General features: G+C 67.2%; 21 protein-coding genes. 10 read left to right on the forward strand and 11 right to left on the reverse strand.

The genetic code is table 11. The features are described from left to right. Nucleotides 1–30: 30 nt before the first annotated feature. Nucleotides 31–486 carry an RrF2 family transcriptional regulator gene (locus EGT67_RS16030; protein WP_127917082.1) on the forward strand — a complete coding sequence of 152 codons (456 nt, stop codon included), beginning with the start codon at nucleotides 31–33 and terminating at the stop codon, nucleotides 484–486. A 126-nt stretch (nucleotides 487–612) separates the two neighbouring features. Here the strand turns inward: EGT67_RS16030 and EGT67_RS16035 are convergent, their stop codons facing one another. The 9 genes from EGT67_RS16035 to EGT67_RS16070 are packed head-to-tail and all read right to left on the reverse strand — an operon-like array spanning nucleotide 613 to nucleotide 8,806. After that, nucleotides 613–1,812, reverse strand: coding sequence for a cytochrome P450 (locus tag EGT67_RS16035; RefSeq protein WP_127917083.1), 1,200 nt, complete (start codon nucleotides 1,810–1,812; stop codon nucleotides 613–615). A gap of 22 nt (nucleotides 1,813–1,834) precedes the next feature. Then, complete coding sequence (locus tag EGT67_RS16040; protein WP_421958139.1) at nucleotides 1,835–2,827, reverse strand: PDR/VanB family oxidoreductase; 993 nt, start codon at nucleotides 2,825–2,827, stop codon at nucleotides 1,835–1,837. Beyond that, nucleotides 2,824–3,468, reverse strand: coding sequence for an NAD(P)/FAD-dependent oxidoreductase (locus EGT67_RS25215; RefSeq protein ID WP_206612411.1), 645 nt, complete (start codon nucleotides 3,466–3,468; stop codon nucleotides 2,824–2,826). Before EGT67_RS25215 ends, EGT67_RS16040 begins: the two co-directional genes overlap by 4 nt. After that, nucleotides 3,465–4,814, reverse strand: a complete 1,350-nt coding sequence (locus tag EGT67_RS16045) for a flavin-containing monooxygenase (protein ID WP_206612412.1) — start codon at nucleotides 4,812–4,814, stop codon at nucleotides 3,465–3,467. Before EGT67_RS16045 ends, EGT67_RS25215 begins: the two co-directional genes overlap by 4 nt. Then, nucleotides 4,811–5,641 carry an alpha/beta fold hydrolase gene (locus EGT67_RS16050; RefSeq protein WP_127917084.1) on the reverse strand — a complete coding sequence of 277 codons (831 nt, stop codon included), beginning with the start codon at nucleotides 5,639–5,641 and terminating at the stop codon, nucleotides 4,811–4,813. The genes EGT67_RS16045 and EGT67_RS16050 overlap by 4 nt, the downstream gene beginning before the upstream one ends. A 46-nt stretch (nucleotides 5,642–5,687) precedes the next feature. After that, nucleotides 5,688–6,377, reverse strand: a complete 690-nt coding sequence (locus EGT67_RS16055) for an SDR family NAD(P)-dependent oxidoreductase (RefSeq protein WP_164877584.1) — start codon at nucleotides 6,375–6,377, stop codon at nucleotides 5,688–5,690. An 11-nt stretch (nucleotides 6,378–6,388) separates the two neighbouring features. Then, a complete protein-coding gene (locus EGT67_RS16060; RefSeq protein WP_164877585.1) occupies nucleotides 6,389–7,153 on the reverse strand; it encodes an alpha/beta fold hydrolase in 765 nt (254 codons plus the stop codon). 43 nt (nucleotides 7,154–7,196) lie between these two features. Next, nucleotides 7,197–7,394, reverse strand: a complete 198-nt coding sequence (locus EGT67_RS16065; RefSeq protein ID WP_127917087.1) for a tautomerase family protein — start codon at nucleotides 7,392–7,394, stop codon at nucleotides 7,197–7,199. 50 nt (nucleotides 7,395–7,444) lie between these two features. Beyond that, complete coding sequence (locus EGT67_RS16070) at nucleotides 7,445–8,806, reverse strand: MFS transporter (protein WP_338324862.1); 1,362 nt, start codon at nucleotides 8,804–8,806, stop codon at nucleotides 7,445–7,447. A 133-nt stretch (nucleotides 8,807–8,939) separates the two neighbouring features. Here EGT67_RS16070 and EGT67_RS16075 point away from each other — a divergent pair, with 133 nt between their 5' ends. Continuing rightward, entirely contained in the window at nucleotides 8,940–9,713 is a 774-nt protein-coding gene (locus tag EGT67_RS16075) for an IclR family transcriptional regulator (RefSeq protein ID WP_127917089.1), read from the forward strand. Between the two features lie 97 nt (nucleotides 9,714–9,810). Continuing rightward, a complete protein-coding gene (locus tag EGT67_RS16080; protein WP_241566062.1) occupies nucleotides 9,811–10,689 on the forward strand; it encodes an SDR family NAD(P)-dependent oxidoreductase in 879 nt (292 codons plus the stop codon). Here the strand turns inward: EGT67_RS16080 and EGT67_RS16085 are convergent. Beyond that, nucleotides 10,661–11,443: a class I SAM-dependent methyltransferase gene (locus tag EGT67_RS16085; RefSeq protein WP_127917090.1), complete on the reverse strand. Its 783-nt coding sequence runs from the start codon at nucleotides 11,441–11,443 to the stop codon at nucleotides 10,661–10,663. The two genes, EGT67_RS16080 and EGT67_RS16085, sit on opposite strands and share 29 nt — an antisense overlap. Nucleotides 11,444–11,574: 131 nt before the next feature. Here EGT67_RS16085 and EGT67_RS16090 point away from each other — a divergent pair, with 131 nt between their 5' ends. The 5 genes from EGT67_RS16090 to EGT67_RS16110 all read left to right on the forward strand — a co-directional run bounded on the left by EGT67_RS16090 (nucleotide 11,575) and on the right by EGT67_RS16110 (nucleotide 19,473). Continuing rightward, a complete protein-coding gene (locus tag EGT67_RS16090; protein WP_127917091.1) occupies nucleotides 11,575–12,174 on the forward strand; it encodes a TetR/AcrR family transcriptional regulator in 600 nt (199 codons plus the stop codon). A gap of 29 nt (nucleotides 12,175–12,203) precedes the next feature. After that, complete coding sequence (locus EGT67_RS16095) at nucleotides 12,204–14,537, forward strand: MMPL family transporter (RefSeq protein WP_127917092.1); 2,334 nt, start codon at nucleotides 12,204–12,206, stop codon at nucleotides 14,535–14,537. 100 nt (nucleotides 14,538–14,637) lie between these two features. Further along, entirely contained in the window at nucleotides 14,638–16,371 is a 1,734-nt protein-coding gene (locus EGT67_RS16100) for an ABC transporter ATP-binding protein (RefSeq protein ID WP_127917093.1), read from the forward strand. 26 nt (nucleotides 16,372–16,397) lie between these two features. After that, a complete protein-coding gene (locus EGT67_RS16105) occupies nucleotides 16,398–18,296 on the forward strand; it encodes an ABC transporter ATP-binding protein (RefSeq protein ID WP_127917270.1) in 1,899 nt (632 codons plus the stop codon). A 1-nt stretch (nucleotide 18,297) separates the two neighbouring features. Then, nucleotides 18,298–19,473, forward strand: coding sequence for an acyl-CoA dehydrogenase family protein (locus tag EGT67_RS16110; RefSeq protein WP_127917094.1), 1,176 nt, complete (start codon nucleotides 18,298–18,300; stop codon nucleotides 19,471–19,473). A 17-nt stretch (nucleotides 19,474–19,490) separates the two neighbouring features. Here the strand turns inward: EGT67_RS16110 and EGT67_RS16115 are convergent, their stop codons facing one another. Continuing rightward, entirely contained in the window at nucleotides 19,491–20,657 is a 1,167-nt protein-coding gene (locus tag EGT67_RS16115) for a low temperature requirement protein A (protein ID WP_127917095.1), read from the reverse strand. Between the two features lie 89 nt (nucleotides 20,658–20,746). Here EGT67_RS16115 and EGT67_RS16120 point away from each other — a divergent pair, with 89 nt between their 5' ends. Both EGT67_RS16120 and EGT67_RS16125 read left to right on the forward strand, forming a co-directional pair. Then, a complete protein-coding gene (locus EGT67_RS16120) occupies nucleotides 20,747–21,208 on the forward strand; it encodes a PPOX class F420-dependent oxidoreductase (protein ID WP_127917096.1) in 462 nt (153 codons plus the stop codon). Between the two features lie 97 nt (nucleotides 21,209–21,305). Then, nucleotides 21,306–21,728: a hypothetical protein gene (locus EGT67_RS16125; protein WP_127917271.1), complete on the forward strand. Its 423-nt coding sequence runs from the start codon at nucleotides 21,306–21,308 to the stop codon at nucleotides 21,726–21,728.

A 21,728-nucleotide genomic window follows, 5' to 3' on the forward strand; every position in this document is an offset into this window, starting at 1 on the left:
AGACTTCGACGGATTCGGTGAGGGGGCAGCGTGCACATCACGGCACGGGTCGATTGTGCGGTGCGTGCGCTGGTCGAACTGGCGGCCGCGGGCCCCGGCCCCGTCAAGGCCGACGCACTGTCGAGCGCGCAGTCGATTCCGTACAAGTTCCTCGAATCCGTCCTCGCCGACCTGCGCCGTGGCGGCCTCGTGAGCAGTAGGCGAGGGCCCGACGGCGGCTACTGGCTCACCCGTCCCGCCGACGAGATCACCGTCGCCGACGTCATCCGCACCGTGGAGGGCCCGCTCGCGTCGGTGCGGGGCGAGCGACCCGAGGACGTGACCTACGAGGGCCCGGCCGAATCGCTGCAACGGGTGTGGATCGCGGTCCGGGTCAACCTTCGCTCGGTCCTCGAAGGCGTCACCGTCGCCGACATCGCCGCCGGGGCGTTGCCGGAGTTCGTCGGCGAACTGACCGCCGATCCGGGGGCGTGGCGGCGGCGCTAGCCCGATCGGCCGGCGCTGCGGGGCACATCGACACGGACCATCCCGCGGCTCCGTGCAGGGGCGGGAATGGGGTACTCCAGCGCTGCCCGGCCCGGAGCCGCGGTCGACGCGGGGATGGTCCGTGGATCAGACGGAGAGCCGTACCGGGAGCGTCGTCCACGTTTGCAGGGTGTTGTTCACCCCTCTCTCGGGGATGCCGGCCAGTTCGATCGACTTGACCTTGTCGACCAGGACGGTCAGCAGCGCTTCCGCTTCGAGCCGGGCGACGTGCTGGCCGACGCACTGGTGAAGGCCCATCCCGAAGCCGACGTGTCCGGACGGGTCGCGGGTGAGCGTGAAACGGTCCCCGTCGTCCCATCGACGTGGGTCCCGGTTGCCCGCGCCGATCGCGAGCATGATCTTGCTGTGCTTTCCGAGTTCGACGCCTTCGAGTTCGACGGCCTCCGATGTCGTGTGGAAGACGAACTGGAGAGGTGACGCCCAGCGGACGGCCTCGTCGAACGCTCGTCGAACCAGTTGGGGATCACTACGCAACCGCTGCCACTCCTCGGGATGGGTGGCGAAGGCGTGCAGGATCGCGGCGACACCGTGGACGGTCGTGTCGATGCCGGCCGACAGGAGGGAGCGAACGACGAGTGGGGCCTGGTCCGCCGTGAGTTCTCCGCGGTCGGATGCCTCCCAGATCCGGGCACCGAATCCGTCGGGGCTCAGACTCTCGCGCTGGCACAGAGTGGTGACCCATTGCGACAGCTCGGACAGCCGCGCGGCCCCGCGATGGAAGTGCTCGTTCTGCGGGCCGAAGGCGTTGAAGACCAGATCGCCGTATGCGAGGAGGTTGTCCCGGTTCTCGGGGGGAAGACCGACGGCGTCGGGGAAGACCTTCAGCGGAAAGGCGGAAGCCAGGTCCGTCATGGCGTCGATCTCCGGGCCGCGCGCGAGAACCCGATCGACGACCTCTTCGGCCTCCGTGGTCCAGTGCTCCCGCAGCCGCCGCAGCGCCCTCATGCCGAGGACGTCGGTGAGCACCCTTCGGGGAGCGTCGTGCTCGGGAGGATCGGTCTCCGTCGGATTCGCCTTCGGGCGCCAGGGCACCTCGGTGTGAAAGTTGGAGAGGCCCACCCCGGCGCCCACCTGGTAGTGGGGCCAGTCGGCGAACACCTCCCGGATCGTGTCGTAGCGTCCGGTTGCGTAGACGCCGTAGGCGTTGAGGTAGACGACCGGCGCTGTCTCCCGGATCTCCTGCTGTACCCGTGATCGGTCGAGGAGGTGCTCGAGCGCGTAGGGGTCGATACCCAGTTCTGTAACGGGTGCAAGCTGTGCTGGCATCACATGGTCCGATCTACTGTGGTTACAAGTCGAGGACGAGGCGCTCGGTCTGCGCTCGCGAGACGCACGAGATCATGCAGTCGCCCGCTTGTCGGTCTACTTCGCTGAGCACGCTGTCGCGGTGATCGGGCACTCCGTCGACCACGGTGACCTCGCAGGTTCCGCACGTTCCCTGGCGGCAGGACGAGAGGATTCCGATTCCCGCGTCGGCGAGTGCGTCGAGAGCGGTTACCCCGGGCGGGACGTCGATGTCGGTGCCCGATCGCAGGAGTCGGAGTGTGAACGGTCGATCCTGTGACGATTCTGCTGCCGATGCCGTGAACCGCTCGGTGTGCAGTGTGTACGGCGGCAGGTGCCGGCAGGCAGCTTCGACTGCCTCCAGCAATCCCGTCGGCCCGCAGCAGTACACCTTGGTTCCCGGTTCCACATCGGCCAGGGCCACGTCGAGATCGAGCAGACCGACCTCGTCCTGCGGCGCACAGTGCACGTGGTCGCCGAACCTTTCGAGGTCGTCGAGGAATGCCATCGACTGCCGACTCCGGCCGCCGTACACCAGGCGCCACGGCCGCTCGGTCCGCACCGCCTGCTCGATCATCGGGATCATCGGCGTAATGCCGATGCCGCCGGCGATGAACACGTAGCGGTCTGCGGGAACCAAGGGGAATTGATTCCTCGGTCCACCGAAGCCGAGCACGTCACCCTCGCGGAGGTTCTCGTGAATCCACCGCGATCCACCGCGTCCGTTCGCCTCGTTCAGAACAGCGATCCGGTACCGGTAGGTGTCCCAGCGATCCCCGCAGAGAGAGTATTGGCGCGACATCCCGTTGGGCAGGATCAGATCGATGTGCGACCCGGGTGTCCATGGTGCAAGGCGCTGGCCGCGAGGATCGGCCAGCGTCAGCGCCACGACCTCGGCGGAAACCTGCTCGCGGGATTCCACGCGCAACGTGGCCGGCATCGGACCGGTCAGCAGGGCGGTCGTCTCGTCTGCGCTGCTCACGTTCGCCGTGGTCATCGGAACTCGCCCGTGAGGTCGAATGCGGACATGTCGGGGGTCCTCGTCCGCTGGTAGAACTCGAGCAGCGAGAACGGCCAGACCTGGGTGGCACGGCCGAATCGGTTGCGGTACCAGGTATGGACGTCGGCGATGCCCCACGCGCGGAGGCGATTTCCCGCGTCCACCCGTGCGCAGAATTCTTCCATCGCGTCGACATGCGGCTCGATGGTCTTCTTTCGCGCACGCAGGAGTTCACCGAGACACTCGACTGTGTATTCGGCTGCGCACTCGGCCATGTACAAGGAGCTGCCGTTGACGACGACGCCGGTGTTGGGCCCCATGAGCATGAAGAGGTTCGGGAAGGACGGGACCGTGACACCCATGTAGGCCTTGGCGTCGCCGGCCCACCACTCGTGGAGGTTCTTACCGTCGCGTCCGGTGATGGTGATCGGTTCCAGGTAGTCGGAAGCGCGGAATCCGGTTGCGAAGACAATGACGTCGACCTCGTGCAGGACGCCGTCGGCAGTGCGGATCCCCGTCGGGGTGATGGCCTCGATGCCGTCGGTGACGAGATCGACATGCGATTGCATGAGGGTTGCGCTCCACGCACCGTTGTCGCGGAGCATCCGCTTGGCACCCGGCGGGTAGGTGGGAGTCATCTTCTCCAGCAGGTCGGGATGACCCTCGAGCTGCCTGCCGAGATGAGCCAGCAGCTGCCGTCGTAGCTCCGCATTCTTCGCCGAGGTGCTCTCCTTCTCCGTCCACTCCGGATCGGCCTCGACGAACGGCAGACGTCCTTCGGCGGCAATCCAGAACTGCCAGAAGCGAAACCACCGGCCGTAGTGCGGGACGTGACGCAGCAGCCAGGCCATGCCGGCGGGGATATCCGCAAGGTGGGTGTGGGAAGCATCCACGGTGCGTTGCGCTGGAAGACACTCAGGTGCGCCACCGTGCCCGCGATCGACGGAACGATCTGGTACGCGCTCGCGCCGGTACCGACCACTGCCACCCGCAACCCACTCAGATCCACCGATGTGTCCCACTGCGACGAGTGGAACCAGCGTCCGGCGTAGGAGTCGAGTCCGGCGATCTCCGGGATGTTCGGCCGATTGAGCTGTCCGACAGCGGTAATGACCGCATTCACCTGCCGGGTTCGGCGAGTGCCGTCCACCGACTCGGTGGTGACGGTCCAGGTTCCGCTGCCGTCGTCGAACGACATCGAAGTCACTTCGGTCCCGAATTCGATGTTGGGTCGCAGGTCGAAGTTGGTCGCCACGTCCTGCAGGTAGTTCTCGATCTCGTCGCGGACCGAAAACTGCTGCGGCCAATCAGCTTTCTGTGCGAACGAGTAGCTGTAGGCGAAGTTCGGGGTGTCGAGTCGGCACCCGGGGTAGACGTTCTCCCACCAGGTTCCGCCGACCTCGGTGTTCTTCTCGAACACCGTGTAGTCGATCCCGGCCTGTTGCAATCGGTGTGCGGCGGCCATCCCGGAGATTCCGGCGCCGATGATCGCGACGCTGAAGTCGATGTCGGGGGCAACCTCCGACTTCTTCCAGGCCGGGGCGCCGTAGTCGTTCGGGATGCCCAGTTCGTGGCGCAGCAGTGGCAGGTAGTCGTCGCTGGCGTCCTTGGTCAGGAAGCGCATGATGCGTGCGAGGAATTCCTCGGACGGCGGCGCCGCCGGGGCGGAGCCTCGATCACGAAAGGCCTTGAGGGCGTCGACGGCGACCTTGCGGGCGAGCTGTTGGGCCTCGACGGACATCCCGCCTTGTGGCGCGATCACCGAGTCCATCGGCGGCAGCGGCGGCCGGAGTTCGTCGGCAAGCAGCGACGGGTCGGCGTTTACCAGCGCCAGGGCGGCGAGCAGAGCCGGCAGCTCTGCGTCCTGCACCGCCTGCTCGAGGAAGTCGTCGTCCTCGACGATCGGCAGGCAAGCGTCGTAGTGGCCGTGCTGAGCGACTTCGGGCGGGTGCACCTCGTTCGCGGCGAGTGTCGTGGGGGTCATGCCAGAGCTCCAGTGAGAAAGTTGACGATGAGGCTAGCGGTCTCTGCCGGCGCGTCGATGTTGGGCTCGTGCGCGTAGTCGATCTCGACCGCGTGGGCGTTCGGGGTGAGGTCCGCAAGCTTCTTCGACCACCCCGATTCGAGGAGCTCGTCCCGAGTGCCCTCGATGAGAAGCACGGGGATCTGTGTCCCTGCCCAGAGCTCGAGGAACGGGTCGGCGTTCTGGCCTCGCTCGACGGCCGGGTTGCTCAGTCGAGGCGCGGTCATCGCTTCCCAGTGCCCCGGAATGAGGCTGTTCTCGAACCGCTGTCGGATGTGCTCGTCCATTCCGTCCAGGCTGCGCACCATGTAACCCGTCATTCGGGCGGCATCCTCGAGGCTGGGCGTGTAGTCGGCCAGGGCGGCGATGCCCTCGGGCAGCCGGTACGGCCCGCCCGTGCCGGAGATGCTCACCGCGCGGTCGACCGGCCACGGGTCGGTCGGGTCGGAGACTGCGCGCATGACCATCGATCCACCGAAGGAGGCTCCGACAAAGTGCGCCCGCTCGACGCCGAGTTCCCGGCAGAAGGCCGCGATGTGCTTGACGCGGGGCGCGTACGGCGGCCGGTCGAGGAAGACGGCCTTGTCCGTGCCACCCCACCCGAGCAGGTCAGGGGCGAGAACGTGGAAACGATCGGTGAGGTGCGGGATCATCTCGGACCAACACAGTTCGGCGGTGGACCCGAAACCGCCGTCGTGGACGAGGACGATCGTGTCCTTGTCGGGCGTACCGGCCTCGATGTAGGTGGTGTGGAACCCGTCGGCGATGAGCGACTTCTTTTCGTACATGGTTGGTTTCCGTTCTCTGGCAAAGATCGCGAGTGTGCAGGGGCTGTCAGTTCTTGACCGAGCCGCCGTCGACGCAGAGGGTCTGACCGGTGACGAAGGCTGCGCCTGGGCTGAGCAGGAACTTCACCGGACCGACGATGTCCTCCGGGTAGGCCCGTCGCTTGATCGAGCGCCCGGCGATGTTGCTCTCTTCGGTGTGGGCCATGTCCGTGATCATGGGCGTGGCGGTGATGCCCGGGCTGACGACGTTGACCGTGATCTCGTCGTCGCCGAGTTCGTCTGCCAGGCAACGGGCGAAGCCGATGACACCGGCCTTCGACGCGACGTACGCGAAGAGGTTCCGAGGACCCTTGAAGACGGTGCCGGAGGCGAAGAGCACGATCCGCGATCCCCGCGGCATCAGCGGTACCACCGCCTGGGTGATGGCGATCGTTCCCTCGAGGTTCGTACGCAGGATTCGCTGCCAGACCTCTCGGGGGGTGTCGCGGAACGACGACCACTGTCCCATGGCGGCGCAGTGGACGAGGTTGTTCACCTCTTGCCCGGCAAGGGATTCGAGAACCGTGGCAATACCTTCATCGGTGCTCAGGTCGGCTCTGACATAGAGGTCGGCGAACTCCTCTGCGGGCGGTTGTGCGATGTCGATGACGATCGTGCGATGCCCGTCGTTGCGCAGTTCGTCGGCGACGGCCCGGCCGATGCCGCTGGCGCCCCCGGTGATGATCGTTGTGGTCATGCGCATGCTTTCTAGTCGATGGTGGCGCGGTCGTCGACACGCGCGAGGAACGACGCGATCACCGCGTTGAAGTGGGCGGGGTTCTCGATGCACGACAGGTGGCCGGCGCCGGGAACGACCTCGTGTCGCGCGTGGTCGAGGCCACCGACGATCTCGGCCGTACGTTCGCTCGGAATCTTGGCGTCGAGTTCGCCTGTGACGACGAGCGCGGGACAGGTGATCGCGCCCAGCAGGGGAACGACGTCGGCGCGGAACGTCGCCGTCGCGGACGCGAGGTAGGCGTCGGCGCTCATCGTGGAGATCGCGTCGTAGAGGGCCGCGTAGTCGGAGGTGTCGAGTGGTTGCGTCAGTGTCTGGTCGAGGTATTCCTTTGCGAAGGCGGCCATGCCGGCGCGGGTGATCGACTCCGCGAAGCCGTCGATGCGGGCGTCGGCGACCTCGATCGGGAGTCGCGCGAACGAGTTGGCGATAGTGACGCTACGGACCATTTCGGGGTGCTTCGCGGCAACGGCGATGGCCTGCAGCCCTCCCATGGACAACCCGATCAGGTGGACGGGGCCGTGTGCCTCGATCACTTCGTGGAGGTCGTCGGTCCAGGCGTCGATGCTCACCGCGCCCGTCCGCGGCGACTTGCCGTGTCCGCGGCTGTCCGGCGCAGATACATCGTAATGCGTTGTCAGGAAATCGATTTGATGACGCCAGAGGCGGTGATCCGTGCCGAGGCTGTGCAGCAGCACAACGGTCGGTCGTTCCGAGCGGGGTGCGGTGAGTTCCACGAGTTCTATCCCGTCCTTTCCTGGTGCAGCAGAACGGTGCTCGTCAAGACTGTGTGTGGCGCTTGGACAGGCTTTCGCCTCCGACGGCCCAGCGGTCCTTGGGGACCTGCTGGACAAGCACGTGGACGGCCGCGGGATTCGACTTGGTGACCGACGTGTAGACCTCGGTCAAGCCCTCCATCAGGGCCTCGATCTGCTCGGCAGTCAGTGGGCTGGCGTGGTTGACGTTGATGATGGGCATTTCGTGCTCCTGCACTTCGAAGGTGACGGTGGTGATGAAATCGGGGGGTGTCAGGCGCGGTCGCCGGCCACGACCGCGGCGGCTTCGGACGATTGGGCGTCATCCTGTTCGCCGAGGCCGAGATGTCGGGTCTCGCGCACACTCAGTGCCGCCACGAGGAAGACAACCGCGGCGACCGTGATGGCGATGGCAAGTCGGACGGGGATATCGCTGACGCTCGGGCTGACGGCCGTCACGATCGCGGGCATGACTCCACCGATCGCGAAGCCGATGTTCCAGCTCAGCCCGGTGCCCGTCGCGCGAATCTCGGTGGGGAAGCGCTCGTTGAGGAAGATCAGCACCGGCGCGGAGCCTGCCATGACGACGACGGCCATCGCTGTCGAGATGACGGTGACCAGTGCGAGCGAGCCCGAATTCAGCGACGCGAGCCACAGGTAGAGCAGGGGGAGGAGCACCACGTTGGGCACGCCGAACCACAGGAAGACCGCGCGCCGGCCGATTCGGTCACTGAGGTGCCCGCCCAGGGCTCCGCCCGCGATGACGCCCACATTGGCGATGATCAGGATCATGGCCGAGGTCGTCTTGGCGATACCCAGGTTCGCGCCGAAGAAGGTCGGGAAGAATCCAACCGTGAGGTAGTACGCGGTTGCTCCGCCTGCGGCGAGGGCGATGTTGAGCAGCGTCGTCTTGCGGTAGCGAGATCCGAAGATGACTCGAAGGGGCGACTTCCGGGCCGTCGGCGCCGCCGATTTCCCCTGCCACAAGGGCGATTCCTCGGTGCGTCGGTAGATGTAGAAGCTGAACGCCGCAGTCAGAAGGCCGGTGAAGAACATCACGCGCCATCCGTACACGGCGAAGTCCTCGCTGGGGACAACGGCCGAAACGATGAAGTACACGAGCGACGCGACCACGGCACCGGCACCGGCGCCGCCGCCGGCGACCAGGCCCGACATCAGTCCACGGTGTTCGGCTGCGACAGTTTCGGTTCCGAGTGTGTGCGTCGACGCGACAACGCCGCCGACGAACACTCCCTGCACGACGCGCAAGGCGAGGAAGAGGATCGGCGCAGCGAATCCGATGGTCGCGTACGTCGGAACCGCTCCCATGAATGCTGTCGACAACCCGACACCCAGAATCGCGAACATCATCGCCTGCTTGCGACCGTTGCGATCGGCATAGGCGCCGAACAGCGCAGAACCGAGGGGGCGGAAGAGGAGCGTTACTGCGAACGACGCGTAGACGAACGTCAATTGGAGCGTTGCGTTGTGTGCAGGGAACAGAAGCGGTCCGATTGTAGGGGCGAGGTAGAGGATGATCGTCAGATCGTAGAGATCCATCGCCCATCCGGTGATCGAAGCAATCCCCGCAGAGCGAACCTGCTTTCTGCGGGCACTGTCCTGGGAATTCTCCAAAGCTGTCTCCTGACCGAGTGGCCGTCACGGCTGTGACGTGATCTGCACCATAGGCAGTGGATTCCTGAATGCTCAACGGGTGTTCCTCATAGCGAAACGAATCTTCCGAGATTGGTTCCGTTATGGTGATTCCATGGTCGAATCGCGCGCATCGGACACGCTCGGCTCCGTCAATCGGGCGCTCTCGCTTCTGGAGCTCCTGGCGGAGAACAACGGACTCACTGTCACGCAACTGGCGGACCGCCTGGGGGTAGGTAAGACGACGGCATTCCGCCTGGCGAAGACGCTCGTCGAGCGTGGATGGGTCGAGAAGGACGACGAATTGAGGTATCGACTCGGGCCGGGGTTGTTGAGTCTCGCGCCGGGTCTGCAAGTCGGACAGGATATTCGGAGTAGGTTGCGGCCCATCATGGCCGAGCTTCACGACGAGACGCAGGAGACGATTCATCTCACCGTGCTCCAGGGGCGGCATGTCATCTATGTCGAGCAGCTCGTCTCGCCCAAGCCGGTCCACTCCGTGAGTACGCTCGGCAGCAGATCACCCGCGCACTGCGTGTCGCCGGGGCTTGCGCAACTGGCAGCCCTGCCCGACGACGCGATCGACTGGGTCCTCGCCGGTCCGCTGCGTCGGTACACCGAGCGGTCGCTGACCGATCCTGCGGATGTTCGCAAGGAACTGCAGCACGTCAGGTCGACCGGGTATGCGGTGAACCGTGGGGGCTTTCGCGCGGAGGTGGGCGGGGTTGGGGTGGCCGTTCTGGACGATCGCGGCAAGCCGATAGCGGCTCTGTCGGTCTGCATGCCCATCTACCGTATGCAGACCACCGATTTGGAAGCGGTTGGTGCACAGCTTATTTCCGCGTCTTCCGACGCTCATCGCGTACTCAAGGTTTCTCAGCTCTCGTAGGCTTCGAAGGTGCTGAGGGGGAGGGTGTTCCGCATATCGGAATCCAATTTTCCGCCGGTATGAGCTATCGGGGTGGAGGTCTTGTTAGCCTTCGGTCATGTCGGACATGCGCGAAAGTTACAGTGCTGCAAGCGGGCTGGAGATCGATGGTTCGACTTCAGGCCGGTTCGAGGGGGTTTACGGGGGAATCCTGCACGGTTCGGACGGCGTCGCGGGGCGCAGGTTCCTGGTCACAGGGGCGGCGTCCGGGATCGGCCGCGAGACCGCAATCCTGTTGGGCGCCCGAGGTGCACGAGTAGTCGTCGCCGATCGTGACTTCGAGCGAGTCTCCACGGTCGCCGGCGACATCGATGCCGCCGGCGGGCAAGCCGCCGCACTCGTCGCGGACATCTCCGACGAGGCGGAGGTCGAGCGCATGATCTCCGACGCGGTGTCGGCTTTCGGTGGTCTCGACGGAGCTTTCAACAACGCTGGAATTGCGGCCGCGGGGGCGTACTCGTTCGGTACTGCGCTCGCCGAAACGGATGTCGCAGACTTCCGTGTTCTCGTCGACGTCAACCTGGTGGGCATGTTTCTGTGCCTCAAGCACGAGCTGCGGCATCTGGAAGCAGGGGCGTCGATCGTGAACAACGCCTCGGCGGCCGGGTTGATCGGCGTCCCCAACGGTGCCGCATATGTCGCCTCCAAGCACGGTGCCGTCGGTCTGACGAAGGCCGCCGCGCTGGAGGGCGCGAACGCGGGGATTCGGGTGAACGCTACGTGTCCGGGGTTCGTCGAGACACCGATGCTGCTCGACAACGCAACGGACGAAGGCAAACTCGCGCGACAGGGCATGACGCCGATGGGGCGTCTCGCGCAGGCGTCGGAGGTCGCCCAACTGGTCGCGTGGTTGCTCTCGCCGGCGTCGTCGTTCGTCACCGGAGCGTGCATCCCGGTCGACGGAGGGCTTACGGTCGGAGGTCGTCGCTCGGCCTGAGTTCCGCCCGCATCTGCATGTATCGGAACAGCCCCGGTCGCCCCGCGACTTCCTCGTACGTGCGCACCCAGTCGTCGACGAAGCGCGGTCGGTCGGCGGGGGAGAGGCGTGCCGTCCAGGCGCCCGACCCGGCGGTGCACCATGCGGTGAACGCGTCCCGGGTTCCGAAGTCCCAGTTGACATCCTGCACGGACAGGTCGGTCACGGTCAGCCCGGCCGATGCCGCGAGGTCGGGGTAGGTGTCCGGGTCGACGTGGACGAACGGCGCGTCGAACCCGGTGAACCGGTCGGCCCAGCGCGGCGAGCGGGCGACGTCCATCGCGACGGCCTCGACGCTCGGGCGTTCGCCCGCGCACACCACCTGGACCAGCACCCGCCCGCCCGGCCGGGTCGTGGCCGCGATGGCGGCGAGCGCCTGCCGCTGCTCGGGTACCCAGTGCAGGGCGTTGAACGAGACGACGACGTCGAACCGACCCCGCAGCGGCAGGTGGCGGGCATCGGCCACCAGGAACCAGACCCGCCCGCCGGCCCCGGAGGTCGCCGCCTTCGCGATCATCCGCGGTGACGCGTCGACGCCGACCGCGTACCCGGCGGTCAACCGCGCGGCGAGCAGGTGCGTCACGTAGCCGTCGCCGCAGCCGACGTCGAGCAGTCGGTCGGTGGGCCGCAGCTCCAGGCCCGCCAGGGCGCGGGTGGCCATCGTCCGCTGCAGATCGCTCACTCGTGCGTACTGCTCGCCGTCCCAGTCGGCCATCGCATCAGCGTAGGCCCGCCACCGCCCGCGAGTGACGGCTATCACCCAACGGTCCTTTGTGTGCGCGAATCCACAAAAGTGCACTCGGCTGCAACATTGCAGAGATCTGCAACTTCGGTACTTTCGAAGGGGTGAGTGAAGCACTCGGTCTGCGGGACCGGAAGAAGGTGGCGACGCGCATCGCGCTCAGCGAGGCCGCCGCCCGCCTCGCCAAGGAGCGGGGCATCGAGCTCGTCACCGCGGACATGATCGCCTCCGAGGCGGGCGTGTCCACGCGCACGTTCCACAACTACTTCTCCTGCAAGGAAGAGGCGGTCCTCCACCACCTCGAGGCCCAGGTGTTCGAGTGGGCGGACTGGCTGCGTGAGCGCCCGGACAACGAGCCGATCCTCGACTCGCTCGAGTACATCGTCGTGCGGGCAACCACCGAGTCCGACGGCCAACTCGAGGAGATGAAGGCGCTCGCCGATGTCATCGACTCGAGCCCGACGCTGCTGGCCAAGAAGATGGAGATGCATCTGCGGCTGACGCCGATGCTCGACGAGGTCATCGCCGAGCGGACCGGCGCCTCCGGTCTCTACCCGAGTCTGCTGCAGGTGGTGGTCGGCGCCGCGTGCAAGGCATCGCTCGACCTGTGGATGAGCGGTCGGTCGTCGGCCGCGAACCCCGAACAACTCGTCCACGAGGCCTTCGACCACCTGCGTTCCGGCCTCGCGGTACCCCCGCGCTAGACCCCCACCCGATCACGAAGGAGCCGTGAATGGCCACCTATCTCTACCGGATCGGTCGATTCGCCTACCGGCGAAAAGGCACGGTCCTGTCCATCTGGCTGGCCATCCTGGTCCTGATGGGCGTCGGCGCGGCCACTCTGTCGGGTCCGACGAAGGACTCGTTCTCCATCCCGGGCACTCCCGCGCAGCAGGCGCAGGACCTTATGGCCGAGCGGTTCGGCGACCAGGGCAGCCCGATGGACTCGCTGTCGGCGCGCTTCGTCTTCGCCGCTCCCGAGGGGCAGACGCTCGACACCCCGGAGAACCAGGCCGCGATGGATTCCGTCATCGCGAAGTTGCGCGGCATCGACATGGTCAGCGCGAGCGCCAAGGGGGAGCCGGGCACACCGGGCGCGCTCACCGACCCGGTCGTCGCGGACGCCGGGTTGCAGCAGATGGCCGTCGCGTCCGCCGGTCAGCAGGGCATCCCCGAGGACGTCGCCGCCGCGAACGCGAAGGCGCTGTCGCCGCTGAGCGCCGACCGCACCGTCGGCTACATCGAGGTTCCGTTCGACGGCGAGTTCAGCGACGTGGACCAGGCGCTGCGGGATCAGATCGCGGCCGCCGCCGACGCCGGCCGCGACGCCGGACTCAACGTGCAGGTCAGCGGCTCCGCCGCGACCGAGGCGGAGATGCCGGGTGGCATCACCGAGCTCATCGGCATCGCCGTCGCCGCCATCGTCCTCGTCATCACGTTCGGCTCGCTCGTCGCCGCCGGACTGCCGCTGATCACGGCGATCATCGGCATCATGATCGGCAGCCTCGGCATCACCGTCGCGACCGGCTTCATGGACCTCAGCTCGATGACCCCGACGCTCGCGGTGATGATCGGTCTGGCCGTCGCAATCGACTACTCGCTGTTCATCGTCTCGCGCTTCAAGCACGAACTGACGCTCACCGACGACCGGTCCGAGGCCGCGGGCCGCGCGGTCGGCACCGCGGGTTCGGCGGTCGTGTTCGCCGGCCTGACGGTCATCATCGCGCTCGTCGCGCTGCGCGTCGTCGGCATCCCGTTCCTGTCCGACATGGGTGCGGCCGCCGCGTCGACGGTGTTCATCGCCGTGCTCATCGCGCTCACGCTGCTGCCGGCCATCCTCGGTCTGTTCGGCCGCAAGGCGTTCGCCGGCCGGATCCCCGGCCTGAGCCAGCGGGACTCGGAGGGCGACGACGGCAAGGTGACCTTCGCCCGCCGGTACGCCGGCGCGGTGGTCCGCCGTCCCGCGGTCGGGCTGATCGCCGGTGTGCTGCTGCTGGGTGCGCTCGCGCTCCCCGCCACCAAGCTGGAACTGGCGCTGCCCAACGAGGGCAGCGGCGACCCGGCGACCAGCGCCCGCCAGGCGTACGACCTGGTGAACGAGGGCTTCGGGCCCGGCAAGAACGGCCCGCTGCTGGTCGTCGTCGATGCGCAGGACGCGACCGTGCCGAAGGGTGAGGCGTTCGACGCCGTCGTCGAGAAGATCTCCGAGCAGCCCGACGTCCTCAACGCGCAGGTCGTCCCCGGCGGCGTCAACGAGGCCGGTGATACCGCGCAGATCCTGGTGACCCCGCGCAGCGGCCCGAGCGATCCGTCGACGATGGATCTGGTCGCCGACATCCGCGGCGCCGAATCCGACCTGCACGACAGCATCGGCGTCAGCTACGGCGTGACCGGTCAGACCGCGCTCGAGGGCGACATCTCCGAGCGGTTGCAGGACGCGCTGGTGCCCTACCTGGCGGTGGTCGTCGGACTCGCGTTCGTGCTGCTGATGCTGGTGTTCCGGTCGCTGCTGGTGCCGCTGACCGCGACCCTGGGCTTCCTGCTCAGCGTCCTCGCCACCTTCGGCGCCACCGTCGCGGTGTTCCAGGAGGGCTGGGGCGGACTGGCCGCCAACCCGCAGCCGATCGTCAGCTTCATGCCGATCTTCCTGGTCGGCGTGGTGTTCGGCCTCGCGATGGACTACCAGGTGTTCCTGGTGACCCGCATGCGCGAGGAGTACGTCCACGGCGCGTCCGCCAAGGACGCGGTGACCCTCGGCTTCAACCACGGTGCCCGCGTCGTGACGGCCGCGGCGATCATCATGATCTCCGTGTTCGCGGCCTTCATCGCGGAACCGAACTCGTTCATCAAGTCGATGGGCTTCGCGCTCGCGGCCGCCGTGTTCTTCGACGCGTTCGTGGTCCGCATGCTGGTCATCCCGTCGGTGATGGCGCTCATGGGCGACAAGGCGTGGTGGCTGCCGAAGTGGCTGGACAAGATCCTGCCGAACGTCGACATCGAGGGCGAGAAGCTGGCCCGCGCGCTGCCGCGGGAGAAGCGCGAACTCGAGGACGCCACGGTCTCCTGAAAGACACTGTGAACATTCGATGAAGAGGGAGGGATCGGACCCGAAGACGCGGGGCCGATCCCTCCTTTTTCGCCCTCTGGATTGGTAACCTTCGCAAACCATGCTGATCAGACTCCTCGGCACCTATCTGGGGCCATACAAGCGCGAACTCGCAGGCGTCGTCCTCCTCCAACTTGTCGCCACCGGCGCCGCGCTGTATCTCCCCAGCGTCAACGCCGACCTGATCGACAACGGAGTGGCCGCCGGCGACACCGGCTACATCATGTCGGCGGGCGCGAAGATGCTCCTCGTGACGTTGGTGCAGATCATCTGCTCCATCGGCTCGGTCTACTTCGGCGCCCGCGCCGCGATGGGCTTCGGCCGGGACGTGCGCCGCGCGGTCGTGAGCCGGGCACGGAACTTCTCGTCCCGCGAGTTCGGCCGCTTCGGGGCGCCGTCGCTCATCACCCGCAGCACCAACGACGTCCAGCAGGTGCAGATGATGGTCGTGCTGAGCGCGACCATCCTGGTGATGGCCCCGATCATGTGCGTCGGCGGCGTCATCATGGCCATCCGCGAGGACGCCGGGCTGTCGTGGATCCTCGCGATCAGCGTCCCGCTCCTCGCGTTGACGATGACCGTGATGATCACCAAGCTGGTGCCGGCGTTCCGGACGATGCAGACCCGCATCGACGCGGTGAACCGGGTGCTGCGCGAGCAGATCACCGGCATCCGCGTGGTGCGCGCGTTCGTGCGGGAGCGCTCGGAGGCGGAGCGGTTCGACGAGGCCAACGGTGCCCTGACCGACACCGCGCTGCGCGTCGGCCGCATGGCGGCACTGATGATCCCGATCGTGATGATGATCGCGAACGTCACCAGTGTCGCGGTCATCTGGTTCGGCGGCCACGAGATCGACAACGGCGGCATGGGTATCGGCTCGCTGACCGCGCTGCTCAGCTACATCATGCAGATCCTGATGTCGGTGATGATGGCGTCGATGATCGCGATGCTCGCCCCGCGCGCCGCGGTGTGTGCCGAGCGCATCACCGAGGTCCTCGACACCGAGCCGTCCGTCCTGCCGCCGGCCTCGCCGGTGACCGTGATGGACCGTCCGGCGCTGGTCGAACTGCGCAACGCGGAGTTCCAGTACCCGGGTGCCGACGAACCCGTGCTGCGCGGCATCAGCTTCACCGCCCAACCCGGCAAGACCACCGCGATCATCGGCGCCACCGGATCCGGCAAGACCACGCTCCTCGGCCTCATCCCGCGCCTGATCGACGTCACGTCCGGCGCGGTGACCGTGTCCGGGACCGACGTCCGTGAACTCGATCCGGAACTGCTGCGCGCGCAGATCGGGCTGGTGCCGCAGAAGCCGTACCTCTTCTCCGGCACCGTCGCCAGCAACCTGCGCTACGGCAAGCCGGACGCCACCGACGACGAACTGTGGCGCGCGCTCGAGATCGCGCAGGCCGCCGACTTCGTCCGCGCGATGCCGGAGGGCCTCGAGACCGCGGTCGCGCAGGGCGGCACGACGGTGTCCGGCGGTCAGCGGCAGCGTCTCGCGATCGCGCGGGCGCTCGTCCGCCGCCCGTCCGTCTACCTGTTCGACGACTCGTTCTCGGCGCTCGACCTGAGCACCGACGCCCGGCTGCGTGCGGCGCTGCGGCCCGAGACCAAGGATGCCTGCGTGATCATCGTGGCCCAGCGCGTGTCGACGATCGTCGACGCCGACCAGATCATCGTCCTCGAGGAGGGCGCGACGGTCGGGATCGGCACGCACGAGCAACTGCTCGAGACGTGTTCGACGTACGTCGAGATCGTCGAGTCCCAGCGTTCGGTCCAGGAGGCGCTGTGAGCACCTCGACCCAGTCCTCGCCCCCGATGCCGGGCGCCCCCGGGGCGCCGGCCGCCAAGGCGGAGAACTTCGGCGCGTCCATGAAGCGCCTGCTCGGACGGCTCGGCCCGCACCGGATCGCCGTCTCGGTCGTGCTGGTACTCGCGGTGATCAGCGTCGTGCTGTCGGTGATCGGTCCGCGCCTGCTCGGTCACGCCACCAACCTGATCTTCGACGGTGTCATCGGCCGGCAGCTGCCGGCGGGGCTCACCAAGGACCAGGCCGTCGAGGGCCTGCGCGCGTCGGGCCAGGACCAGTTCGCCGACATGGTCTCGGGCATGAACCTCGTGCCGGGCGTCGGAATCGACTTCTCCGCCGTCGGTCGGGTGCTGGCGCTGGTGCTGGCGCTGTACATCGCGTCGTCGCTGGTGTCCTGGGCGGCCGCGTACCTGCTCAACAACATCGTGCAGGGCGTCGTGCGGTCGCTGCGCAACGAAGTCGAACGCAAGCTCAACCGGCTCCCGCTGCGCTACTTCGACGCGACCTCGCGCGGCGACCTGCTCAGCCGCGTCACCAACGACATCGACAACGTCTCGCAGAGCCTGCAGCAGACGCTGAGTCAGCTGCTGATCTCGACGCTCACGGTGTTCGGCATCCTCGCGATGATGATCTCCATCTCGCCGCTGCTGGCGCTGATCGCGGTGCTCACGGTGCCGCTGTCCGCGATCGTCGCGGCCAAGATCGCCAAGCGCTCCAAGCCGCACTTCGCGGCGGTCTGGAAGACCACCGGCGAGCTCAACGGCCAGATCGAGGAGTCGCTCACCGGCCACGAACTGGTCACCGCCTACGGTCGCCACCGCGAGGTCGACGCCGCGTTCCAGGAGAAGAACGAGCAGCTGTACCAGTCGGGGTTCAAGGCGCAGTTCATCTCCGGCATGGTGATGCCGGCGATCATGTTCCTCGGCAACCTGAACTACGTCGCCATCGCCGTCATCGGCGGCATGCGGGTCGCGTCGGGCACGATGAGCCTGGGCGACGTGCAGGCGTTCATCCAGTACTCGCGCCAGTTCACGCAGCCGCTCACCCAGATCGGCTCGATGGTGAATCTGCTGCAGTCCGGCATCGCGTCGGCCGAGCGCGTGTTCGCGGTCCTCGACGAGGAGGAGGAGTCCGCGGATCCGGATCCCGCCGCCAGCCCGGTGGTTTCGCGCGGGCGCGTCGAGTTCGAGGACGTCCGGTTCAGCTACGACGAGGAGACCCCGCTCATCGAGGGCCTGTCGCTGACGGCGGAGCCGGGGCAGATGGTCGCGATCGTGGGTCCCACGGGCGCCGGCAAGACCACGCTGGTGAACCTGATCATGCGGTTCTACGAGGTCGACGGCGGGCGCATCACGCTCGACGGCACCGACACCTCGCTGATGACGCGCGACGACCTGCGCTCGCGGATCGGCATGGTGCTGCAGGACACGTGGCTGTTCGGCGGCACTATCCGCGACAACATCGCGTACGGCCACCCGAACGCCACCGAGGAGCAGATCCGCGAGGCCGCCCGGATGAGCTACGTCGACCGGTTCGTGCACATGCTGCCCGACGGCTACGACACGGTCATCGACGAAGAGGGCAGCAACATCAGCGCCGGCGAGAAGCAGCTGATCACCATCGCCCGCGCGTTCATCTCGCAGCCGTCGATCCTGATCCTCGACGAGGCCACCAGCTCCGTCGACACCCGCACCGAGCTGTTGGTGCAGCAGGCGACGGCGGTGCTGCGCAGCGACCGCACGAGCTTCGTGATCGCACACCGGCTGTCCACGATCCGCGACGCCGACCTGATCGTCGTCATGGAGAACGGCCGGATCGTCGAGCAGGGCGGCCACGACGAGTTGCTCGAGCGGCGCGGCGCGTACTTCGACCTGTACAACAGCCAATTCGCGGGGGCGGTGGACTGACATGACCATGGAGCCGTTGGACCTGTTCGGGATCGACTACCTGCTCGACGAGCAGGAACGCGACATCCAGGGCGCGGTCCGACGGCTCGTGGACCAGCGGCTGCGGCCGCAGCTGCCGGAGTGGTTCGAGTCGGGCACGCTGCAGCCGGAGGCGCTACGGGAGATCGCCCGCGACCTCGGCGGACTCGGGCTGTTCGGGATGCACCTGCGGGGCTACGGCTGCGCGGGCACCAACGCCGTCAGCTACGGGCTCGCCTGCCTCGAGCTCGAGGCCGGGGACAGCGGCCTGCGCAGCTTCGTGTCGGTGCAGGGCTCGCTGTCGATGTTCTCGATCCACCGGTATGGCTCGGAGGAGCAGAAGCAGGAGTGGCTGCCCCGCCTGGCGACCGGCGAGGCGCTCGGCTGCTTCGGGCTCACCGAACCGGACTTCGGCTCCAACCCGGCCGGCATGCGCACCCGTGCCCGCCGCGACGGCAGCGACTGGATCCTCGACGGCACCAAGATGTGGATCACCAACGGCAGCGTCGCCGACGTCGCGACCGTGTGGGCGCAGACCGACGACGGGGTTCGGGGCTTCCTCGTCCCCACGGACACAACGGGATTCACTGCGAACACCGTGCACAATAAGCTGTCGATGCGGGCGTCGGTGACATCGGAACTGGTGCTCGACGGCGTCCGGGTGCCGGCGTCGGCGCAGTTGCCGGAGGCCCGCGGGCTCGGTGCGCCGCTGTCGTGCCTCAACGAGGCCCGGTTCGGCATCGTGTTCGGCGCCCTCGGTGCGGCCCGGGACAGCCTCGAGACGGCGATCGAATACGCCGGTACCCGTGAGGTTTTCGACCGGCCGCTCGCCGGGTACCAGCTCACGCAGGAGAAGCTCGCCGACATGACCCTCGAACTGGGTAAGGGCGTGCTGCTGGCGATCCAGTTGGGCCGCATCAAGGACCGCGGCGAGATCACGCCCGACCAGATCAGCGTGGGCAAGCTCAACAACGTCCGCGAGGCCATCAAGATCGCCCGCGAGTGCCGGACGATCCTCGGCGCCAACGGCATCACGCTCGAGTACTCGCCGCTGCGCCACGCCAACAATCTCGAGTCGGTGCTCACCTACGAGGGCACCAGCGAGATGCACCTGCTGTCGATCGGGCGGGCGCTGACCGGGCACGCGGCGTTCCGCTGACGCGGCGTGTCGTTCCGCTACCCGGGTGAACCCGACACTTCGGAGGCCGCCCGGCGGCCGTCGGCGATCGCCACCGCGGCGATGACGAGCAGGGCGCCGACCGCCGCGGCGTAGAGCGGAAGCGGCAGGGTGGCCGCGCCGAGCACGACCAGCGCGATCATCGCCGCGGGTCGCGACGGCGGCAACTCGCCGATCGCCACCCGCATGTACCAGGACTGCGCGGCGAAGAAGAGCAGCGGACCCCCGAACAGCAGCGCATTCGTACTGAGGTCGGTGGCCCGGTCGGGGTGCGCGATCACGAGTTCGTCGCCCACCGCGATGGCCAGCAGTCCGGCGACCATCACCATCAGCGCGTACAGGGCGTACCGGCTGATCTTCACAGCGTCGGATCCGTCGGTGAGCTGTTGGCGCGCAATCCGTTCGGACCGCCGGAAATACACCCACCACAGCATGATCGTTCCGGTCAGCGCGACGGTGCCGACGAACAGCGTCATCGGCTCGAGCGGAGCGTGCGAGATCGCCAGTCCGGTGGTCAGGACGGTCTCGCCGAGCGCGATGATGAAGAACAGGCGCGTGCGCTCGAAGTAGTGCTCGGCCACGAACGCGACGCGCTCCGAATGTATTCGCCTGTGCGGCAGGGGGTGTGCTGTCAGCACGCCGACGACGTCGACCGTCGTGGCGATGCCCCACAGGATCAGCCGGGCATCGTGTCCCACCACGGCTCCGGCGATCCACAGCGGTGCGGTCGCCGCCAGCCAGGTGAGCGTGCGCTGGAAGTGCCGGTGCATCACCGGGTCGAGGCCGGCCGTCAGCAGCCAAGTCGTCCGGCCGATCTGGATGGTCAGATACGTGCTGGCGAACAGCCACCCCCAGCTGTCGAAGGCGGAGGGTATCGACGCATTCATGAACAACCCGACCAGCATGCCGAGCAAGGTGGTCATCTGGACGGATGGTTGCGTGGGATCGGTCAGGGTGCCCGCCCACGTCGTGTAGGCCCACGCCGTGAACACCGCGACGTAGAGCACGGCGGTCTCGGCGAGTCCGGGCCAGGTGAGGTTTCCGAGCAGGTGCGCCGACAGTTGCCCGATGGCGAACACGTAGACGAGATCGGAGAAGAGTTCGAGGGGGGTGACTTCTCGTTGGTCGGGCCTCCGACCCAATGATCGGCTTCGTCGAAATGTCATCGAGCCCTCCAGCGATCGGCCGCCGACTTCGATTGTCGCGCCGATAGGCTGGGAAAGCACACGGACCGAGCCGATCAGGAGAGTGCGCCATGGCCGTCGCCACCGCCGAACACGTCACCCGCGAACAGTTGCTCGACTTCATCAGACCACGTCATCGCAGTGTTCTCATTGCTCGCAAAAAGTCGGGCGGACTTCAGATTTCGCCGGTCACGTCGGGCCTCGACGCCGAGGGTCGGATCGTGGTCTCGACGTATCCGCAGCGGGCCAAGGCCGTCAACCTGCGCCACGACCCCAGCGTGAGTATCTGTGTGCTGTCCGACGAGTTCAACGGGGCGTACGTGCAGGTCGACGGCACCGCGGAGGTGCTCGACATGCCCGACGCGCTCGAACCGCTCGTCGAGTACTTCCGGTGCATCTCGGGTGAACACCCCGACTGGGACGAGTACCGCGACGCCATGCGCAAGCAGAACAAGAGTCTGATCCGCATCACGATCGACGCGTGGGGCCCGATCGCGACCGGCGGCTTCCCGCCGGATCTCGCCCGCGACTAGACGTCGGGTCCTGAAACGGGCATCGCGCTGCGGCGACCACAGCCTGGGAGCAGGATGGGCATCACGTCCGGAAGTCCGACTGCAGGAGGTTGCTGTGATGAATACCGTTCGCCGACTGGCCGTCTGCGCCGGATTCGCAGTCGGTTCGGTGCTGACGCCGGTAGCGATCGCCTCCGCGGCGGTGACCGTCCCGTTCCAGGTCGACCCGGCGCCGTTCGGGAATCCCAACGGCAGTTTCGACGCGCCCGCGGTCCGCTGTGTGGCCGTGGTCGGCGAACAACCGGGCACGGTGACCATCACCGGCGGCAAGGACGGCGGGTGGGGATGCCTGCTCTCGTCCGAGGTGCGCTGGCTGAATCTGTCGACCGGGGCGTCGGGCTCGTCCTGGCTGTCGGACGGGCTGAACGGTGTCCCGGCCGCGGCGACCCTGCAGACCGGCCCCGGGCAGATCGCCGTGGCCCTCCTGCCCGGAGTGGCCGGACCGATCACTCCGGGCGTCGCAACCTTCTCGGTGCCGTAG

The organism is Prescottella agglutinans (assembly GCF_004011865.1).
Classification (GTDB): domain Bacteria; phylum Actinomycetota; class Actinomycetes; order Mycobacteriales; family Mycobacteriaceae; genus Prescottella; species Prescottella agglutinans.

What these genes read in the sequence shown, in the direction of transcription:
- EGT67_RS16035 (WP_127917083.1), bottom strand. Translation starts at nt 1,812, where the DNA reads ATGCCAGCACAGCTTGCACCCGTTACAGAACTGGGTATCGACCCCTAC.
- EGT67_RS16040 (WP_421958139.1), bottom strand. Translation starts at nt 2,827, where the DNA reads ATGACCACGGCGAACGTGAGCAGCGCAGACGAGACGACCGCCCTGCTG.
- EGT67_RS25215 (WP_206612411.1), bottom strand. Translation starts at nt 3,468, where the DNA reads ATGACTCCCACCTACCCGCCGGGTGCCAAGCGGATGCTCCGCGACAAC.
- EGT67_RS16045 (WP_206612412.1), bottom strand. Translation starts at nt 4,814, where the DNA reads ATGACCCCCACGACACTCGCCGCGAACGAGGTGCACCCGCCCGAAGTC.
- EGT67_RS16050 (WP_127917084.1), bottom strand. Translation starts at nt 5,641, where the DNA reads ATGTACGAAAAGAAGTCGCTCATCGCCGACGGGTTCCACACCACCTAC.
- EGT67_RS16055 (WP_164877584.1), bottom strand. Translation starts at nt 6,377, where the DNA reads ATGACCACAACGATCATCACCGGGGGCGCCAGCGGCATCGGCCGGGCC.
- EGT67_RS16065 (WP_127917087.1), bottom strand. Translation starts at nt 7,394, where the DNA reads ATGCCCATCATCAACGTCAACCACGCCAGCCCACTGACTGCCGAGCAG.
- EGT67_RS16075 (WP_127917089.1), top strand. Translation starts at nt 8,940, where the DNA reads ATGGTCGAATCGCGCGCATCGGACACGCTCGGCTCCGTCAATCGGGCG.
- EGT67_RS16080 (WP_241566062.1), top strand. Translation starts at nt 9,811, where the DNA reads ATGTCGGACATGCGCGAAAGTTACAGTGCTGCAAGCGGGCTGGAGATC.
- EGT67_RS16085 (WP_127917090.1), bottom strand. Translation starts at nt 11,443, where the DNA reads ATGGCCGACTGGGACGGCGAGCAGTACGCACGAGTGAGCGATCTGCAG.
- EGT67_RS16095 (WP_127917092.1), top strand. Translation starts at nt 12,204, where the DNA reads ATGGCCACCTATCTCTACCGGATCGGTCGATTCGCCTACCGGCGAAAA.
- EGT67_RS16100 (WP_127917093.1), top strand. Translation starts at nt 14,638, where the DNA reads ATGCTGATCAGACTCCTCGGCACCTATCTGGGGCCATACAAGCGCGAA.
- EGT67_RS16105 (WP_127917270.1), top strand. Translation starts at nt 16,398, where the DNA reads ATGCCGGGCGCCCCCGGGGCGCCGGCCGCCAAGGCGGAGAACTTCGGC.
- EGT67_RS16110 (WP_127917094.1), top strand. Translation starts at nt 18,298, where the DNA reads ATGACCATGGAGCCGTTGGACCTGTTCGGGATCGACTACCTGCTCGAC.
- EGT67_RS16115 (WP_127917095.1), bottom strand. Translation starts at nt 20,657, where the DNA reads ATGACATTTCGACGAAGCCGATCATTGGGTCGGAGGCCCGACCAACGA.
- EGT67_RS16120 (WP_127917096.1), top strand. Translation starts at nt 20,747, where the DNA reads ATGGCCGTCGCCACCGCCGAACACGTCACCCGCGAACAGTTGCTCGAC.
- EGT67_RS16125 (WP_127917271.1), top strand. Translation starts at nt 21,306, where the DNA reads ATGAATACCGTTCGCCGACTGGCCGTCTGCGCCGGATTCGCAGTCGGT.